General features: G+C 31.8%; 14 protein-coding genes and 1 pseudogene. 11 read left to right on the forward strand and 4 right to left on the reverse strand.

The genetic code is table 11. From position 1 onward, the window contains the following. Positions 1-5 precede the first annotated feature (5 nt). The 3 genes from PP176A_RS10460 to PP176A_RS10470 form a co-directional block, all read right to left on the reverse strand. Positions 6-851, reverse strand: coding sequence for an ABC transporter permease (locus PP176A_RS10460; protein WP_143037683.1), 846 nt, complete (start codon positions 849-851; stop codon positions 6-8). Between the two features lie 2 nt (positions 852-853). Continuing rightward, on the reverse strand, positions 854-1795 hold the full coding sequence (locus tag PP176A_RS10465; protein ID WP_234958908.1) for an ABC transporter permease: 942 nt from the start codon (positions 1793-1795) through the stop codon (positions 854-856). 79 nt (positions 1796-1874) lie between these two features. Further along, positions 1875-3488, reverse strand: a complete 1614-nt coding sequence (locus PP176A_RS10470; protein WP_071140427.1) for an ABC transporter substrate-binding protein — start codon at positions 3486-3488, stop codon at positions 1875-1877. A gap of 400 nt (positions 3489-3888) precedes the next feature. On the opposite strand from PP176A_RS10470, the gene PP176A_RS10475 reads away from it, so the two are divergent. Together PP176A_RS10475 and PP176A_RS10480 are read left to right on the forward strand one after the other, a co-directional pair. Then, positions 3889-7596: a flagellin gene (locus PP176A_RS10475; RefSeq protein ID WP_071140428.1), complete on the forward strand. Its 3708-nt coding sequence runs from the start codon at positions 3889-3891 to the stop codon at positions 7594-7596. Between the two features lie 76 nt (positions 7597-7672). After that, entirely contained in the window at positions 7673-8035 is a 363-nt protein-coding gene (locus PP176A_RS10480; protein ID WP_071140429.1) for a hypothetical protein, read from the forward strand. Between the two features lie 179 nt (positions 8036-8214). Here the strand turns inward: PP176A_RS10480 and PP176A_RS10485 are convergent. Further along, positions 8215-8958: pseudogene (locus tag PP176A_RS10485) on the reverse strand (DeoR/GlpR family DNA-binding transcription regulator). Positions 8959-9177: 219 nt separating this feature from the next. Here PP176A_RS10485 and PP176A_RS10490 point away from each other — a divergent pair. The 9 genes from PP176A_RS10490 to PP176A_RS10530 all read left to right on the forward strand — a co-directional run bounded on the left by PP176A_RS10490 (position 9178) and on the right by PP176A_RS10530 (position 18896). Beyond that, complete coding sequence (locus tag PP176A_RS10490; protein WP_071140430.1) at positions 9178-10080, forward strand: glycyl-radical enzyme activating protein; 903 nt, start codon at positions 9178-9180, stop codon at positions 10078-10080. A 182-nt stretch (positions 10081-10262) separates the two neighbouring features. Continuing rightward, on the forward strand, positions 10263-12671 hold the full coding sequence (locus PP176A_RS10495) for a glycyl radical protein (protein ID WP_071140431.1): 2409 nt from the start codon (positions 10263-10265) through the stop codon (positions 12669-12671). Positions 12672-12736: 65 nt separating this feature from the next. Further along, positions 12737-13084 (forward strand): PTS lactose/cellobiose transporter subunit IIA, encoded by a 348-nt coding sequence (locus PP176A_RS10500; protein WP_200796128.1) that lies wholly within the window; start codon positions 12737-12739, stop codon positions 13082-13084. Positions 13085-13104: 20 nt separating this feature from the next. Beyond that, entirely contained in the window at positions 13105-13413 is a 309-nt protein-coding gene (locus PP176A_RS10505) for a PTS sugar transporter subunit IIB (protein WP_071140432.1), read from the forward strand. Positions 13414-13446: 33 nt separating this feature from the next. Then, on the forward strand, positions 13447-14763 hold the full coding sequence (locus PP176A_RS10510; RefSeq protein ID WP_071140433.1) for a PTS sugar transporter subunit IIC: 1317 nt from the start codon (positions 13447-13449) through the stop codon (positions 14761-14763). A gap of 282 nt (positions 14764-15045) precedes the next feature. Next, positions 15046-15399: a type VII toxin-antitoxin system MntA family adenylyltransferase antitoxin gene (gene mntA, locus PP176A_RS10515; RefSeq protein WP_143037684.1), complete on the forward strand. Its 354-nt coding sequence runs from the start codon at positions 15046-15048 to the stop codon at positions 15397-15399. 255 nt (positions 15400-15654) lie between these two features. Then, complete coding sequence (locus tag PP176A_RS10520; RefSeq protein ID WP_071140435.1) at positions 15655-16227, forward strand: hypothetical protein; 573 nt, start codon at positions 15655-15657, stop codon at positions 16225-16227. 196 nt (positions 16228-16423) lie between these two features. Beyond that, positions 16424-17050: a hypothetical protein gene (locus PP176A_RS10525; protein WP_071140436.1), complete on the forward strand. Its 627-nt coding sequence runs from the start codon at positions 16424-16426 to the stop codon at positions 17048-17050. Then, on the forward strand, positions 17037-18896 hold the full coding sequence (locus tag PP176A_RS10530; protein WP_071140437.1) for a motility associated factor glycosyltransferase family protein: 1860 nt from the start codon (positions 17037-17039) through the stop codon (positions 18894-18896). Before PP176A_RS10525 ends, PP176A_RS10530 begins: the two co-directional genes overlap by 14 nt. Position 18897: the final 1 nt, after the last annotated feature.

Consider the following 18897-nt stretch of genomic DNA (forward strand, 5'->3'; position numbering starts at 1 on the left):
TTTACCTAATCATTATTTGCCTTAGGTTCAAATGCGACTCTGAATACATCTCCTAAAATATTAAAACTAAGTACCGTAAGTAATATTAATATCCCGGGGAATAATGCCAAATATGGTGCATCACCAATATACCCTTGGGCATATTTAAGCATGCTACCCCAGGAGGAATTTGGCTGACGTACTCCTAATCCTAAGAAGGACAGAGATGATTCTGTTAGAATTGCTCCTGCAATATTTAAGGTTGATGCCACTATAACTGTAGGAAAAATATTTGGTATAATATGTTTTAGTATAATAATATTCGATTTTTCCCCTATAATTTTTGCATACAGTACATATTCTCTTTCTTTAACCGATAAAGTTTCGGCCCTAACAATTCTTGCTATTCCCATCCAACTGAATAAGCCTATTATGATAATGATATTTTGAATTCCGGGTTTTAAATAGGCATTTAGTATGAGTATTAAGAAAAACGTAGGTATACTCATAAGTATATCTATGGTTCTCATAATTAAACTGTCAACTCTCCCGCCAAAGTAACCGCTTACTGTTCCAACTATAGTTCCTATTATTGTTGATATTATCATGGAAAGAAAACCAACTGTCAGAGACACTCTGCCTCCGTATAACGCACGTGCAAAATAATCCCTTCCCATTTCGTCTGTACCAAATATATGCTCTTTATTGGGAGATGACAAACTATTCATTACGTCAATTTTATTTGGATCATGGGGAGATAGAAATGCAAATACAGATGCGACTATTAATATAAATATTGTTATTAAAGCTATAATTCCTAATTTATTTTGTTTCAGTTGATATTTTAAATTTACCTTTAATCTGTCATTCATTATTATTTCAACTCCTTAATCCTTGGATCTGCAATACCGTATAATATATCCGACAATAAGTTCCCTATAATTAGTATAAAGGATGAGAACATAGTAATTGCCATAATGAGAGGGTAATCATAGCCGAATATTGCTTTGATTCCCAATTGTCCCATGCCAGGCCATCCAAAGATGCTTTCTGTAATGAAAGCTCCGGATACCAATCCCGGCAGAGACATACCCAATATTGTGATTACAGGTAAAATCGAATTTTTCAACACATATTTGTATAATACTTCCCTTCTGCCGGCACCTGATGCATATTCAACTGTTACATAATCTTCTTTTAGCTGGGATATGGTACTTGACCTGATATATCTGGTAATTGTGGCTATATTTTGCAGACTCAAAACAATCGTGGGCATTATTCCGTGCTTTATTAAATCCCAGGTAGTATGTATTCCTATAGTTCTCATTCCTATACTTGGCAAAAGATTTAATTTTAAAGATAGCAAATATATCAACATCATTGCAAACCAAAAACTGGGTATGGATATACCGATATAAGAAATAAAAGCAGCTATATTATCAAAGATTTTATTCTGATTTGCCGCTGAGATAAGGCCTATTATAATTCCCAGAATCATAGAGATTACTAAAGAGGTTCCCATGAGACCTAAAGTTGCGGGAAGTCTTTCAAGTATTTGCATTGCTACGGGTCTGTGATTCACCAATGAATATCCCAAGTCGCCTTTCAGTGCAGATTTTAGCCATCTTATATATTGTATATGTATGGGTTTGTTAAGCCCCATATTTTCTCTTATTTTTTCTATCTGTACAGGTCCCATTTCAGGAGTAATATAGGCTTGTACCGGATCTCCTGGAGCTAATTTTATAAGAAGAAATGAAACTATGGATATGGCAATCATCATTGGTATCGATTGAATTGCTCTTTTTATAATCATTCTTACCACAAAAATTCCTCCTAATATAACCACAAAAGTAAACTTAAGTTTAAGTTTACTTTTGTGATTTTTATTTAAATTATTCCGTTATATAAAGTTTAGAGAGATCTCTGAACATAAATATAGGAACCGGTTTGGCTTCTTCGATTCCGCCGTATTTTTTGTTTACTGCAACAATCGAATTCGGATAAGCTATTGGATATACTACCATATCGTCTATTAATTGTTTTTGAATAGTTTTGTAGATTTCGCCTCTCTTGGCTTCGTCTGTTTCAACTATGCCTTCTTCCCATTTTTTATCTAATTCTTTATTTACATATCCCATGAAGTTATTAAAGTCTTTTTCTAAAAATAACGGTTTATATCCGTTTGGTTCCACGCCCATTACATAGCCGTTAAATGCTAAGTCAAAATCCGTATTGGAAGCATCAAGTAATTTATCATAAAATGCTCCTCTTTCCATTGGGATAAGTTCCACTTCGACACCAATTTCTTTTAATTGTTGCTGCATAATAAGCCCGTATTCTTCGTCTTCTTTGCTTGAGTTCATATATGCCAGTCTTAATTTCAGATTTTCAACTCCGGCTTTTTTAAGAAGTTCCTTTGCTTTTTCCGGATTATAGTCATATTTTTCTACATCATCGGTATAAAATTTTGTGCTCGGTACAAACAAAGAATATGCTTTTTTTGCATATTTTTCTGATTTATAAACTCCCTTTATTATTTCATCTTTATTTATTCCGTAAGCTATTGCTTTTCTTACATCTTTATTCTGTAAATTTTTATTAGTTAATCTGAATACCATATTGTTTAGCATACCTTCATCATAAATAATTACATCGAAGTTTTCATTTGTATTGAACTTGTTTACATCTGCTGTAGTTATATATCTGGCAGATAATTCACCGTTTAGTAATGCTGTATTTGCAGCATTTGGATCAGCTATTACTCTGAATACTATTGATTCAAGATTAGGTTTTCCGCCAAAGTAGTCATCAAATCTAACCAATTCTACCTTTTCACCGCTTTTCATTTCTTTAAATTTGAATGGTCCAGAACCTATCGGTTTTAGATTTTTTTCACTTTTTGCCAAATCCTTTTCTCCTTCAAATATATGTTTTGGAATAGGACGCATATCGCCTAAACTGCTTTCAAAGGGCATTGAAACTTCCGGCAATGTAAATTCTACTGTTAAATCGTCTATTTTTTTAGCTGTTATCGGTTTCCCGTTTATTACAAAGGAACCTATGTCATTGGCATTTTGCTTTTCGTCTGTAATGGAATTCAATGTAAATACCACATCATCTGCAGTTAAATTTTCTCCGTCATGCCATTTAAGATTTGGTTTTAATTTTAAAGTATAGGTCAAATAATCATCTGAGTGTGTAATACTTTCAGCTAAGTAGAAATGTGTCCCTTCCTCATCAGTAACATAAAGCGGTGAAAACAATGCATTATCGATGGTCATTGTAACTCTGTCCCCTGCATATAATGGATTCATTACATTAGGGTCACTCCCTATTCCAAATATAAAAGTTCCTCCGTCTTTCTTTTTCGGAATTGCTGATTCCTGTGCCGTATCTTTAGATGTATCGACGGGAGTTTGATCTTTGGCCGTTTCTTTATTGCTACAAGCCGTTGATACTAACATAACTAATGCAAGCAACAATATTATCCATTTTTTGTTTTTCATATTAATTGTTATTCCCTCCTATTATGTTTGTTAGTTTTTCAATAGTTAAACCCACAATTATTGTATAATTACTTTATATATGAATCAAATTGATTATTTTTATATGAGTTGATATTGGTATAGCTTAAATTAATGCTCTGAATATTCGATATTTACTGTATATATCGGGCAAAAAGGTTCTTTAGTGTGTTTTTAGGGAAAATAGTGAAATTATTCGATTAATAGTACTATACAATGTGAGAAATAGTATGATGTCCCGTTGATTTTATTTCATCTTTTGGCTAAACTTTTTATAATCTTTGCCGAAATACAAAATAGTGGGACCAAAGTCTCGGAAAAAACAGGCTAAATGTACTATGTTAAAATGGATTATTGAAATAACTTATAAAGAGGGATCTTTATGTATATACAAAATAATATTTTGGGAATTAACTTTTTAAACAATGACAAAAAAAATATAAAGATATTGGAGAAATCCTTAGATAAGCTGTCTTCGGGACGAAGAATAAATACGGCAGCAGATGATGCTGCCGGTTTAAGTATATCGGAAAAGATGTGGGGTCAGATACGTGGACTGAAAATGGCGAAAAGAAATGCATTGGATGCCTATTCTATGATGGAAACAAGAGATGGTGCATTAGACGAGGTTCAAAATATGCTTCAAAGGATGAGGGAATTAACCGTACAATCGTTAAATGAGACATTAACGGATGAAGACAGGGAAAAATTACAAACAGAATTCAGAGCCTTGCAGATTTCCATATCTAAAATCAGCAAGGAATCCCAATGGAATACAAAATCTTTATTTGAACTTCATGAATCCTCATTTTGCAGTTTTGAAGGAAATCAAAGATTTAATCAGATAATAAAAATTTCAGAGGGATTTAATAATGATTTGGAAATATCCGCAGATGGGAATATTACAAATATATTTTTAGAGGGAGGATATTACACAATCGGTGAAATCGCAGATATTATAGATGATAAATTGATAGAGAAAAATCCAAATTTAATTATTAATTTGACTGAAGAAAACGGAATATCCATTCAAAGCGAAAACAGTTCAAACATTGATTATATAAAAGGCGGATTATCTTTTTTATTTTACGACTATCATATGGGTACCCCACCGGGAATGGTAATAGGTGTAACCGAATTTATAAAAGGCGGAAGGTTGAATATCATTCCCGGTAACAATGATAAATTAAATTTTTATATCGGAGCTGACAGAGGGTGTACAATAAGTTTTTTGCCTAAATCGGGAGGGTACTCCATAGATGAATTAATTGATACTATTAATGTTCAATTAAAAACAAAAGGGGAAAATGATGTAAAAGCTATAAAATACTTGGATAAATATATCGCCCTATATTCCAGTAAATATGCTATTACAGGATTAAGCGGAAATATGATTAAAATAGACGGAATTACATCCGTATTATATGATAATGCTAAATACGGCTATATATCAAAAAACCAAGGGTATGTAGTAGGAAGGAAAGATTTAAAAAATGGGATTGAGGTAAAGAAAGGTATAAATGATACCCTTAGACTAAAGGTAGATGATGAAGTTGGGTTTAATGTCATAAATTTATTGGACGAAGAGGAAAACAGCAAAATTTATACTTCAGACGGAATAATAAAAAGAATAAATGACGAGGCGGAAAGGCAGGGAATAGGAATTATTGCTGACGGAGTTTCATTTGGGGAAGGCAAAATCAATCTGAGAATACAAAGTAACTATTTTGGCGGTAAAAGTAAAATTATATTGGACCCGTATTCCTCTGCATATAATGATCTTTTCGTAGGAGAAGAGAGATATAGACTTAATCCCATAGAAAATTTTGGAAAGGTGACTCAGGCAACCATAGAAGGAAAGTATGTAATAGGTGAAATTGCAGAGATAAAGAAAGATTATAATGATACTTTGAAATTGACTGTTGACGGGAAAACAGAAACGATTAAATTAAAAGAGGGAAGTTATAATAGCGATGAATTAATTAGTGAAATAAATTTTGAATTGCAGGAAAGGGAACTTAATGCAACAGCTAAGCTAATGGGGCCATCTGAAGATGATAAATATGCGATATTCATTAATAATAGTGAAATCGGAGAAGGCAAGATAAGTATTTCGGAAGATTCAAATGGGTTTGAATATTTATTCTGTAAATCTTACTTTGACGTATTGGAGAATAAAGAAGGAGAAACAAAAATAGTGGAGGGGGAAGAAGGAATAGTAGGGCCAATAGAGGTTATAGAAACCCCTGCTGTTTTAACGGGAAGAGCGGATTTAAAAAATGGAGTCAATATTGATAATACAAATGATAAATTAAGTTTTAATATGAGCGGGGAAGACATGGAGATTATATTAGACCATGGAAGTTTTAATGCCCGAGAGTTGTCTTTTATGATAAATGATAAGCTGAGGGGGAAAAATATAGATGTAGGTTTAAAAGAAAATTCTGGCTATGGAATGAATCTTGTATTTACTACTGTAAGTAAAGGAAATGGACAATATTTTAGAAATATAGGGGGATCAGCATACAGTACCGTATTGGCAAAAATCGTATACAGTAAACCTGCCAATAGCGATAGCGGAGTAACTACAAATTATTCGATTATTGGAAGGACAGATATAGGAAATGATTTTGTAATTGATGATTTAAATAACTTATTGTCTTTTGTTTATACGGATGGAAATAAGGATGAGAATAATGAATATAAATTGGATATTGAATTGGAGAAGAAAACGTATACAGATACAAATGACTTAGTTTCGGAATTAAATAATAAAATTAAAGATAAATTGAGAGAGAAAGGATTATCTGATGATAAAATATCTGCTGATTTGGTTAATTCCAAGATAAGATTAAATATCAAAGAGCCTGGAGCTGATTATAAATTGAATAAATTTAGCGGAGGTTTTTATGATATGGTATTTGAAAAGGAAGTTATATCTAAACTTCAGCCATATTCTTATTCGGGATATTCTAATTCAAAAGATGAGCAGATTACGTATGTTGTCGGCAGGGAAAATTTGAATAAAGAAATAACAATACACCCATATATAAATGATGTTTTGATTTTTGATTTTCATCATAATTCAAGGACAGAAACTTTTAAACTACACATTGATCCCGGTAAATATACTTCCTCTGGGGCTGTTGCAGCCGAAATTCAAAGTAAACTTAATAAAGAATTATTGAAGAAAGGATACGAATCAAATAGTATTAAAGTGCAGATAGGCGGAGTCGACAGCGGTACAGCCATAGATGATGAAAATAAATTAGTAATTAAATATGAGAGTAAAGACGGTATAAACGATAATGGCAGTTATATAATTGACGGGGTTAGGGGAAGTGCTGCTTATACTGTTTTTTATAGGGCGCAAGGAGAGCCGAGTCCGACTCACGCGGTAGGGGTTGTGGATTTAAGCAAAGGAGCTGACATAAAATCAGGAATTAATGACACTTTTATAATGGATATTAACGGAGAAACCAAAACTATTATTTTGGAAGAAAAAAAGTATTCTTCTGAAGAATTGTTGAATGTTATAAACAAGAAATTGGAAGAAAAATCAACGAATATTACGGCATCTTATTACGACGGCAGATTAAAGTTAAGTTTTAATGAAGTGGGAGGTAATACAATAGACGGTATTAGAGGAAATGCCAGAGGAACATTATTTTTTAATGTAGGAGGCAGAGAATTTGATAAACCGGAATACTTTCAGATAGGTGCCAATTCGGGGGATACGTTAATTTTTGACAAGCTTCGAATTTCAACCGAATTGATGAGAATAAATACTATTACGATTCATAAATCAAGCTATGCAAATAAAGCTTTAATAAGAATAGACAATGCCATGGATTATTTATCCGGTGAAAGAGGAAGGATCGGAGCGGTTCAAAACAGATTGTTTTCTGTTATTCACAATAACGAAAATTATGAAGAGAATTTAACTGCGGCCAATTCAAGAATCAAGGATGTAGATATGGCAAGAGAGATTTTAGAATATACAAAACAGATGATACTTAAGCAAGCTCTGCAAAATATGTTTATTAAAATCAATCATTATCCGGAAGAAGTATTAAAATTATTGGATTAGCAGAATACAGTGGGGCAAGCACAGGTTGTTGTAATTTATAATAAAAGTATCAATAAAAATAGTGAGGGGGACTTAAGTGGGTAAAGGTGTTATTATTTTTGGTGTATTATTTTATGATTTTTCAATTAAAAATACTTTATTTGTAACAATAGTCCCTTTAATATTATCAATAGTATTAATAATGTTGTGGGATTATATAAATAAAGTAACAAAGGACTCGAATAGTATATTATTAAAAATAATTAAAGGAGTAGTTAAAGGTACAAGCTATTTTATAATGTTTATTATAGCAATCGGAATACTTATATTTATTGTTGCAGATAGTGCAGATTGGTTAGCTGGTATAGATAGTGGGGTATTATTATTAATTATAGTGATTATATGGTCAACATTTTCCATTACAGGAGCAGTTAATTCTACAAAGAAGGGCTCAAAATAGAGTCCCTTTTCTTTTGGATACCTGATCATAAATATTTATATACTGTTGAGTTGATTTACACTAAACTTATGGGTTTGAGAAATGGGAAGAATAATATGATGGAAATATCGTAAAAGCTGAATAATGTCTTTTTTATAAGAATCCTTGCCTGGTTAAGAGTAATTTATTATTTCATAAACTTATATTGTATTCAATTTGATTTTATGGTTTTCTAAAGTACATTTTATGTCATCGGGGATATCCGTGTCCGTAAATAAATAGTCTACTTCGTCAAAACTAAGAAGATTGACTAAACCACGCTGCATGAATTTACTTGAATCTGTCAACACAATAACATGATTGGCAGATGTAGTCATGGCCTTTACAGTTTCTGCTCTCATAAGATCACTGCTTGTAAAATCTGCATTCATTGAAATCCCATCGATTCCTATAAAAAGTTTATCAACAAAAAATTCAAGAGCACATTTTTTTGTTATAGGACCTACGTTTACTTATGATCCCTTCTGATATTCTCCGCCAAGTAAAATAGTTCTACAATCAGGGTATTTACGAATATATGAAGCAATAAAAGCAGAGTTTGTAATAATAGTAATATTTTTTTTATTTTTTGCTAATTCTTCTGCAAACATAGCACAAGTAGAACCTGATTCAATCATAACGGTTTCTCCGTTTGAAGTTATATCTAAGGCTGAACGTGCTATTTTCTTTTTTATATCATAGTTTATTGATAATCTATTATTGATATCATCACTTTCATTTAAAGTTGCATATCCATGTTCTCTGGAGATAAGGCCTTTCTTTACCAATACGTCCAAATCTTTTCTTATTGTTACTTGCGAAACACCAAGAGCATCGGACAACTTTGACACTTCTATTTTTTTGTACTTGTTTACCAAATCTAATATTTTTGTAAGCCTATCCATTATTTTTCCTCCGTAATTTATAGTTTAGAGGTACCAAAAATAATTATAACATAAATTATTCTATAGTACAACACAGGTTTTGAGTATCAAACTGTCTGTTTTTGTAATAAAATGATTACCAATGAAATTAAAAATATATATAAACGAAACAAAATATATTTACAATTATTAAAAAATGAATTATTCTATTTATAGAATAATGGCATTGGAGGTGAAAACATGAACAGTAAAAAGGCTTTAATATTTAATATTCAGAAGTTCAGTATACATGATGGCCCGGGCATCAGAACGATTGTATTTTTTAAAGGATGTCCTCTCAGATGCTTGTGGTGTTCTAATCCGGAATCACAAAAAAATGATATTGAAATAACATGGGATGCTTCTAAATGTATAAGTTGTAAACGGTGTATAAAGACTTGCCCTCAAGGAGCAATTTATGAAGAAAACGGGATTAAAGTAATTAACAAAAATAAATGTATTATATGTAAAAGGTGTACGGAAATATGTCCTAAGAAGGCTTTTGATACGGAAGGAGAATACAAAACTGTAGATGAAATTATGTCTGAAGTTTTAAAGGACATGGATTTTTATGAAGAATCAGGAGGGGGAGTAACTTTATCGGGAGGAGAAGTCCTTTATCAAGCTGATTTTGCTATCGAATTATTGAAAGAGCTTAATAAATATGGGATTCACAGAGCTGCTGAAACTACAGGTTTTACTTCTCATGATATTTTTAAGAAATTTATTGAAAATGTTGATCTGTTGTTATTTGATATGAAACATTATGATCCCCAAAAACATAAACAAGGTACAGGAGTAGACAATGCTTTGATTATTGAAAACATGAAGACAGCAGTAGATAGAGGGAAAGAGATAATAATAAGAATACCTGTTATACCTAATTTTAATGACAGTTTAGAAGATGCAGAGAAATTTAGTACTTTATTAAATAAAATTGGCATAAAGAAAGTAAATCTTTTGCCATTTCATCAATTTGGCCAGAAAAAATATAAACTACTTCAAAGAGAATATGAAATGGAGGATGTACCGCAACTTCACACTGAGGATCTTGCTGATTATAAAAAGGTGTTTATAAACAATGGTTTTGACTGTAAAATCTAACTAAAAACTTAAATTCGAAATGTAGAAATAAAGGTAGTATAAATTATAAATGATTATTAACGTAAAATATTAACTTACGAATGAAAATAAAACATTGATTATAGTAACCAAATATGTTATTATATAAATAAGTTATGAAGGAATAACATCTGTAAAAATTTACGTAAGGAGGAGAAATATTAATGAGCAAGCATTTTGGACAATTAACAGACAGAATGAATCATTTTAGGGAAGAAGTATTAAATGCTAAACCTTATGTATGTGCCGAAAGGGCTATATATACTACCGAGAGTTATAGAAAATATCAGGACAAGCCAGTTATATTAAAAAGGGCTTATATGTTAAAAAATATTTTGGAAAGTATGACTATTTTTATTGAGAATGATACGTTGCTTGTAGGCAATCAAGCATCGGCTAATCGTTCTGCTCCGATATTTCCGGAATATGCTATGGATTGGGTGATTGATGAATTAGATGATTTTGAAAAGAGAGACGGAGATGTATTTTATATTACAGAGGAAACAAAACAGAAATTAAGAGATATTGCACCATTTTGGAAGCATAATACGACGAAAGAACGTGGGCTTGCAGCAATACCCCCGAATAGTAAACTTTTTTATGACTTAGGTATTATTAAAGCTGAAGGGAATATTACATCCGGAGATGGTCATATTGCAGTTAATTATGGGGAAATTATGCATAAAGGTTTAAAATCTTATAGGAATAAAACGGAATTTATGATGAGAAATTTAGATCTAACAAATTATAAAAATCTAAAAAAATTTTATTTTTATCAGGCGGTTTTTATTGTAATCGATGCAGTTTCTGATTTTGCTAAAAGATACGCGGATTTGGCTGATGAGATGTCAAAAAAGGAACAAAATAACAAGAGAGCGTCTGAGTTACGTGAAATTTCAAGGATTATGAATAAGGTTCCATATGAACCTGCCGGATCTTTTCATGAAGCTATTCAATCCATGTGGTTTGTTCATCTTGTTCTACAAATTGAATCTAACGGACATTCCGTTTCTTATGGGAGAATGGATCAATATTTGTATCCGTATTATAAAAAGGATATTGAAGACGATTTTATTACGGAAAACAGTGCATGTGAGCTACTCACGAATTTGTGGATTAAAACTATGACTATTAATAAAATAAGAAGCTGGTCTCATACTCAATTCAGTGCAGGAAGTCCGTTATATCAAAATGTAACAATAGGAGGGCAAACACCGGATAAAGAAGATGCCGTAAACCCGCTGTCCTATCTTATCTTGAAGAGTGTGGCACAAACAAAACTTCCACAACCGAATCTTACCGTTCGTTATCATAAAGGGCTTGATGATAGGTTTATGAAAGAATGTATTGAAGTTATGAGAGAGGGATTTGGTATGCCTGCTTTTAATAATGATGAAATCATTATTCCTTCTTTAATTGAGAAAGGTGTAAAAGAAAAAGACGCTTATAATTATAGTGCCATAGGCTGTGTAGAAGTTGCTGTACCGGGGAAATGGGGATACCGTTGTACCGGAATGAGTTTTTTAAATTTTCCAAAATCACTTTTGATTGCTATGAATGACGGAATAGATCCGGAATCAGGGACAAAGCTTACTAAAGGTACGGGACATTTTAAAAATATGGAGACATATGATGCTCTTAAACGTGCTTGGGATGTAATTATAAGGGATTTTACAAAGCATAGTGTAATAATTGAGAATGCATGTGATATGGTTTTGGAAAAAGACGTACCTGATGTTCTTTGTTCTGCCCTTACCGAAGATTGTATCGGAAGAGGAAGAACAATAAAAGAAGGAGGTGCAGTATATGATTTTATAAGCGGTCTTCAAGTAGGCATTGCGAATTTGGCGGACTCGTTAGCTGCAATTAAGAAATGTGTATATGAAGATAAAAAGATTACCCGTGATAAGCTTTGGGATGCATTGATGAATAATTTTAAAGGAGAAAAAGGTTTAAAAATTCAAAATATCCTTATTAATGATGCACCTAAATATGGAAATGATGATGATTATGTGGATGAATTAGTTGTAGATGCGTATAATTCATATATTGATGAAGTGAAAAAATATCCCAATACACGTTATGGCAGAGGCCCAATAGGCGGTATCCGATATGCAGGAACGTCTTCGATTTCTGCTAATGTAGGTCAGGGAGTCGGAACTATAGCTACACCGGATGGGAGAAACGCATTTACCCCATTAGCTGAAGGATGTTCTCCATCCCATGGCATGGATAAAAATGGCCCAACATCTGTATTTAAATCGGTTTCAAAACTTCCTGTCAAAGAAATAACCGGTGGCGTTTTATTAAATCAAAAAGTAAATCCTCAAATATTGGAGAAAGAAGAAGACAAAATGAAATTGGTTTCTCTGATAAGGACATTTTTTGACAGATTACACGGATTCCATGTACAGTATAATGTAGTTTCTAAAGAGACTCTAATAGACGCACAAAAACATCCTGAAAAGCATAAAGACTTAATTGTTCGTGTCGCAGGCTATTCCGCATTTTTCAATGTGCTTTCTAAGACGACGCAAGATGATATCATTGAAAGAACCGAACAGACAATTTAATTTACTATCTGCAAGAGCTGGTATAAGACTGACTTATTATAAAAAAATAGAAAGGGGGGATTTTGTTGGCTGAAGAAATCAACGAAACCGAATCACAAATCATGCAAATAATTATATATGCCGGTGATGCCAAAAAGCATGCATATGATTCATTAAGAGATGTAAATGATGGAAATTATGAAAACGCTGACAAAGAAATGAATATGGCTCATGAATCTTTAGTTACTGCTCACAATGCCCAAACCTCTTTACTACAAAATGAGGCAAGAGGCAAGAAGATGGAGATAACTGCTTTGTTTGTTCATGCACAGGACCATCTTATGACATCTATAACTGAAATTAATTTGATTGAACAGATTGTCGAGCTTCGTAAGGTAGTAAATACTTTGTTGGAAGGAAAAAATAATCAATAAAAAGATGGGAGGAAGATATAATGATTAAAATTAAATTATTTTGTGCAGCAGGTTTTTCAACCAGCCTTTTGGCTGACAAAATGAAAAAAGCTGCGGATGCTAAGAATATAGAGGTAGATGTTGAAGCATGTTCGCAGGGACAAATGGCAGACTGTCTGGATGATGCCGATGTTATGCTTTTAGGGCCTCAGGTGGCTTATACTTTGCCTAAATCAAAAGAAATATGTGCACAAAAAGGTGTCCCCGTTGATGTTATTCCTATGGCTGATTATGGCAGGATGAATGGGGAAAAGGTATTAGAATTTGCCTTAAATTTATTAAAAAAGTAATACAGTATCAAATTTATAGAGGGAGGAAAAGGTATGTCACAATCAAAATTCAGTACTAAAGCTATTGATAAAATTATGAAATTTGTAAATATGAAAGGTATTGTTGCTCTGAAAGAGGGTATGCTGAACATCTTACCTTTAACTGTAGTAGGATCTATATTTTTAATTATTGGTTCACTGCCGTCCGAGCATATAAATAATTTCATTGCTGGAATATTTGGGCAGAATTGGACGGAACCGTTTCTGCAAGTCCAGGGAGGTACATTTGCTATAATGGGAATCGTATCGTGTTTTGCCATAGCTTATCATTATGCCAAAAATGAAGGCCATGAAGCATTACCGGCCGGTATACTGGCACTTTCTTCATTTTTTATAATAACTAATTCTTATATGGTTACGGATAAGGGTGACATGGTAAAAGATGTAATATCCAAAACGTGGACAGGCGGACAAGGAATGATTACAGCTATTATTGTTGGATTATTTGTAGGATATTCTTATTCTTGGTTTATGAAGAGGGATATTGTGATAAAATTACCGGAAAGTGTTCCCAAAGCAATATCAAATCAATTTGCGGCTTTAATACCGGCAACTTTTATTTTTTTAGTTTCCATGATTGTATATATTATTTTTAAGTTTGGATTCAATACTACGTTTATTGAATGGATTTATCAGGTTTTACAAGTACCATTGCAAGGGCTTACGGATTCGCTTCCTGGGGTTATTGCTATTGCATTTTTTATTTCATTCTTGTGGTGGTTCGGCGTTCACGGACAATCTGTAGTAAATGGTATAGTATGCTCTTTATTAACGGCCAATGCGGTAGAAAATACGGAAATGCTTCAGGCTACAGGCAAACTTGTGGTGGGAGGAGGAGCTCATATTGTAACACAGCAATTTTTGGATAGTTTTTTGTTGATTTCCGGTTCCGGTATAACTTTTGGAATCGTTATTGCTATGTTGTTTAGAGCAAAATCGAATCAATACAAGAGTTTGGGAAAATTATCCATAGTACCGGCGATTTTTAATATTAATGAACCCGTTACATTTGGGTTGCCTATTGTATTGAATCCTATCATGTTTGTACCTTTTGTTGCGGTTCCTGTTATAGCTGCTTTGATTGTATACGGTTCCATTGCCGTAGGTTTTCTCAAACCGTTTTCCGGTGTTTTACTGCCATGGAGTACCCCATTTCTTATTTCGGGATTAATGGTGGGAGGATGGAAAGGCTGTTTAATACAAGTCATTATATTATTAATGTCTTGTTTGGTTTATTACCCATTCTTTAAAAAACAAGACCAGATAGCTTATCAGCAAGAACAGGAAGCAGCAGTACAGCAGGGAAAATAGTTTTAATTCATGTATAACGTTTTCTGAGAATTGAAAATTGAATGTTATGTATATGAATAAAGGCATTGTTTGCTAAAGCAAGTTCTATGCCGATAATTACCACAATTATCGGCATAGAACTTTTTTATATACTTTGTCTCAGAATATTTTAAAATAACTATTTGTATGATAAATATTTTTTTTTGAAAACAGGCTACGAGATTTTATCAAAATATAATAAAAAGATTTTTTAAATCTAAAGGAATCCTTTTGATTTAAATTGATGAAAAATATTTTTTAAAATTGTCTGAATATGATAATATATATACAAATAAGAATAGGGAAAACAGTGATTTGGATATTGCAATATATTTAGAAGGAGAAAGAGAGAGCTTTGTTAAACTTGAAATATTGGATGAATTGGTATCGATATTACAAAGGGAGGATATAGACATAGTTATTCTGAACAATGCAGATATAGAACTGCAGTTTCAAGTGATTAAATACGGAAAGGTTATTTACATGAAAGATTTGTTGACAAAGGTATTATATGAATCCAAAGTGATGAGTTATTATATGGATATGGAGCATTTCAGAAATGTTCAGTACAAAATAGGGCATGAGAAATTTTTGAAATTATTTAAGGATATAGAATGATATATTTATTAAAATAAGCAGAGGGAGCTCTGCTATATTTGTATGTAGAGATTGTTATAATATTGATGCTAAGAAATAATAAATTTTTCTTGTATTTTGCCGATAAAGTATCTAAATAAATTATATACCAACAATTGTCATCATAATGTCGACATATGATTTTATTTATAAATATTTTTTTATTTTAATCATTGATATTTATAATTCTTGTATGATATAATTTATTTATTGAATAAAATATAGGAGGTCAAAAGTGTGACTAACGAAGAATTTCAAAAGATTGTTTTGGAAAAGCTGGGAACACTTGAGAACGGGCAGAATGACCTAAATGAGAAGTTCGGCATTTTAGAAACTAAATATGAATCCCTTGAAGAAGGACAGAGAGAGTTAAACAAGAAATTTGGTACTTTGGATGATAGACTTGGTACTTTAGAAGTCAAGTACGGTACTCTTGAAGAAGGACAAAAGGAACTAAATAGGAAATACGATACTTTGTTGGAAGGACAAAAAGAATTAAACAGGAAGTACGATACTTTGTCGGAAGGACAAAAAGAATTAAACAGGAAGTACGATACTTTGTCGGAAGGACAAAAAGAATTAAATAAAAAATATGATGCTTTGGAGACTAAATTCAGTATATTGGAAGAAGGACAGAAAAAGATCTATAAAAAAGTCGAAGTTATATATGACCAGGTTATTGAATTGACTGAATTTAAGACGAAAGTCAATACTCAAGTCGACAGAATTGCAGAAGATAATGAGGCTCTTAAAGAAATTGTCGGAAGACATGAAGTGGAAATAAAAATTTTAAAAAATAAAATCGGATAAATAAAAGTAAATAAAAAGTAGATCAGACTGAAAATATTAGGTTTGATCTACTTTTATTTATAAACATTTTTATTTGAGTTACCGATATATTTAAGGGATAGTATATAAATAGTTGAGAAAATGGAAGAAGAATTGATGATAATTATATAGAAAAAATGTATAATGAATGTAAAGTCGAATTTTGGGGGGTAAATAGATGAAAATATATGTTTTGAATCAAGTAATGGAATATGATAATAATAAGGATGTTATTAAAGAAATATTTGAAAAAGGGAAGAAAATTATTTTTGATTCAAATTATACATTCAGCCATTTAAATGTGGACGGCATAGATGTCTATGATGATTTTTATGATTATATATCGGATAATATAAAAAATATAAAAGAGATTAAATTTGTAGCAAAAATGTTTAATGAAGTTATACAGGATGTAATTGTAAGTACATATGATTATATAGAAAATTCATTGCCTGAGATTAGAATTCTATCTAATGAATTTTATACGACTCCGAATCAAGAAGCTTGGGGGAAATTAGTTGATTTGTTTGAAGGCATTACCTGGATAATGGATACTTTTGAAGTAATCGATAAAAACGACAATATAAAGGACATAGTTAAAAGCTATGAAACATGGAATCTGTATGCTAAGGACATATATTCTTTAAAAGAACTGATGGTAGAGTTTGAGGAGATACTTTCAAGTGAAGATTTGGTTTCAATAGGAGATATTCTTTCTTATGAAATAATTCCTTTATTTGAATCAATGAAGGGAAAATTAAATGTTCTTGTGGATAGGAGGGTAGAAGTTCATGATCTTAACTGACAATATAAATATTTTAAGAGAATCCTGTCCCCAAAGTTGGGAAAAAATAAAAAATATTGAGAATAACTTGGATTTAAATATGGTTCATGTAGAACCGGCTAAAAAAGAAGGACAAACCTTATTTATAAATCAGGGGAATAAAAGGGTATACATGCATAGTAAATATGATCCTTTAAAAGAAGCGGGAACGATAGTTGACGGATACAAAGACGTGAAAGACGGTTCCAGTGTTATATTTTATGGAACGGGTCTGGGATACCATATAGAAATATTTTTAAAGAAGCATCCGAATGTTAATTATTATATAGTTGAATCTGTTCCGGAGATATTATATACTTATTTATCCGAAAAATCTTTAAAAGAACTTCCCATCAAAAGGTTAAAAGGCATAATATTAGGAATAGATGAACAGAAAATAGTTAGTTTCTTAAATAATATCATAGATAAAACCAGAAAAGATACCATTATAGTTGAACTGCCAATACATAAAAGTGTTTTCCCTAAAGAATATGAAAGATTCTTAGATATATTTAAAAGAGCAATTAAGAATAAAAAGAGTGAACTTCATACAGAATTTTCTTTCCAAAAAAGATGGATACTTAATAGTATGAAAAACTTTAAATATATTGTTTCTACTCCTAATATTCTTATGGAAAAGAAAGGACACTTTAAAGGAAAACCGGCTATACTTGTTTCTGCAGGACCTTCTCTTGATGATGAGATTGAAAATCTTAAGTATATAAAGGAAAAAGGATTAGCTTATATTTTCAGTGTGGGTTCGGCTATAAATACTCTTATATATAATGATATATATCCTCATGCAGCATGTACATATGACCCGACGGTAAATAATCAGAAAGTATTTGCAAAGGTAAAAGAACAAAATATATCGGATATTCCGATAATATTCGGGAGCAGTGTAGGATATGAAACCCTTATAGATTATCCGGGAGAAAAATATCATATGATTACGAGTCAGGATACTGTTTCAAATTATTATTTGAAGACAGAAGACGAGAGCAAAATGAATATAGTCTTTGATGCACCTACAATAGCTGTAGTTACACTTCAACTTCTTTATCAACTGGGATTTGATCCTATAATTCTTGTAGGACAAAATTTGGCTTATAAAGGTAAGAAGAGACATTCGGAAGGAATAGAGTACAGCAAAGATATTTCCAAAGAAGAGATAGAAAAGGGAATCTGGGTAAAATCTGTAGACGGAAGCGAAGTTTTGACTAATGAAGGCTTTAATAGGATGAGAAAACAGATGGAATATTATATAAGCATATTCACCGGCTTAAAGGTTATCAATACAACTAAAGGCGGAGCAAATATTGAAGGAACGGGTTTTAAAGAGTTGAGAGATATAATAGGCGATTATTTAGTTGATGAGGTATTTGACGAAAATTGGTTGAACGGTACCAAAGTTATTTATGATAAAGAATATTTAAAAGCTCAGGCTGATAAAATGGACAAATCTCATAGTGAGGCATTAAAAATCATAAGGGAATATAGAGAAGTAATAGAGAAAATATTCAATTTGGTTAAAAATCAAAATTTTAGTCAGTCAGAGAATATGTATTCAAAGCTTGACAATATAAGATTCAAAATGAACGATAATGATTTTTTCAAAACATTTATTCTTCCTATGAACAGGGTCAACTATAAAGTATTGATTGATGGAATAGAAAGTATGAAATCCGAAAGAGCTCCGCTTATGAAAGGACTTAGGATTATCAGTACTTTTAAGAATTTTGTGGAAGTATGCAACAACGATATTAAATTAATAGATCCTGTGTATAAAGAAATGAATGAGGATATATTATCTTTTATTGAGGGATGAT

The organism is Sporanaerobacter sp. PP17-6a, assembly GCF_900095615.1.
In the GTDB taxonomy this organism is placed as follows: Bacteria; Bacillota; Clostridia; order Tissierellales; family Acidilutibacteraceae; genus Acidilutibacter; species Acidilutibacter cellobiosedens.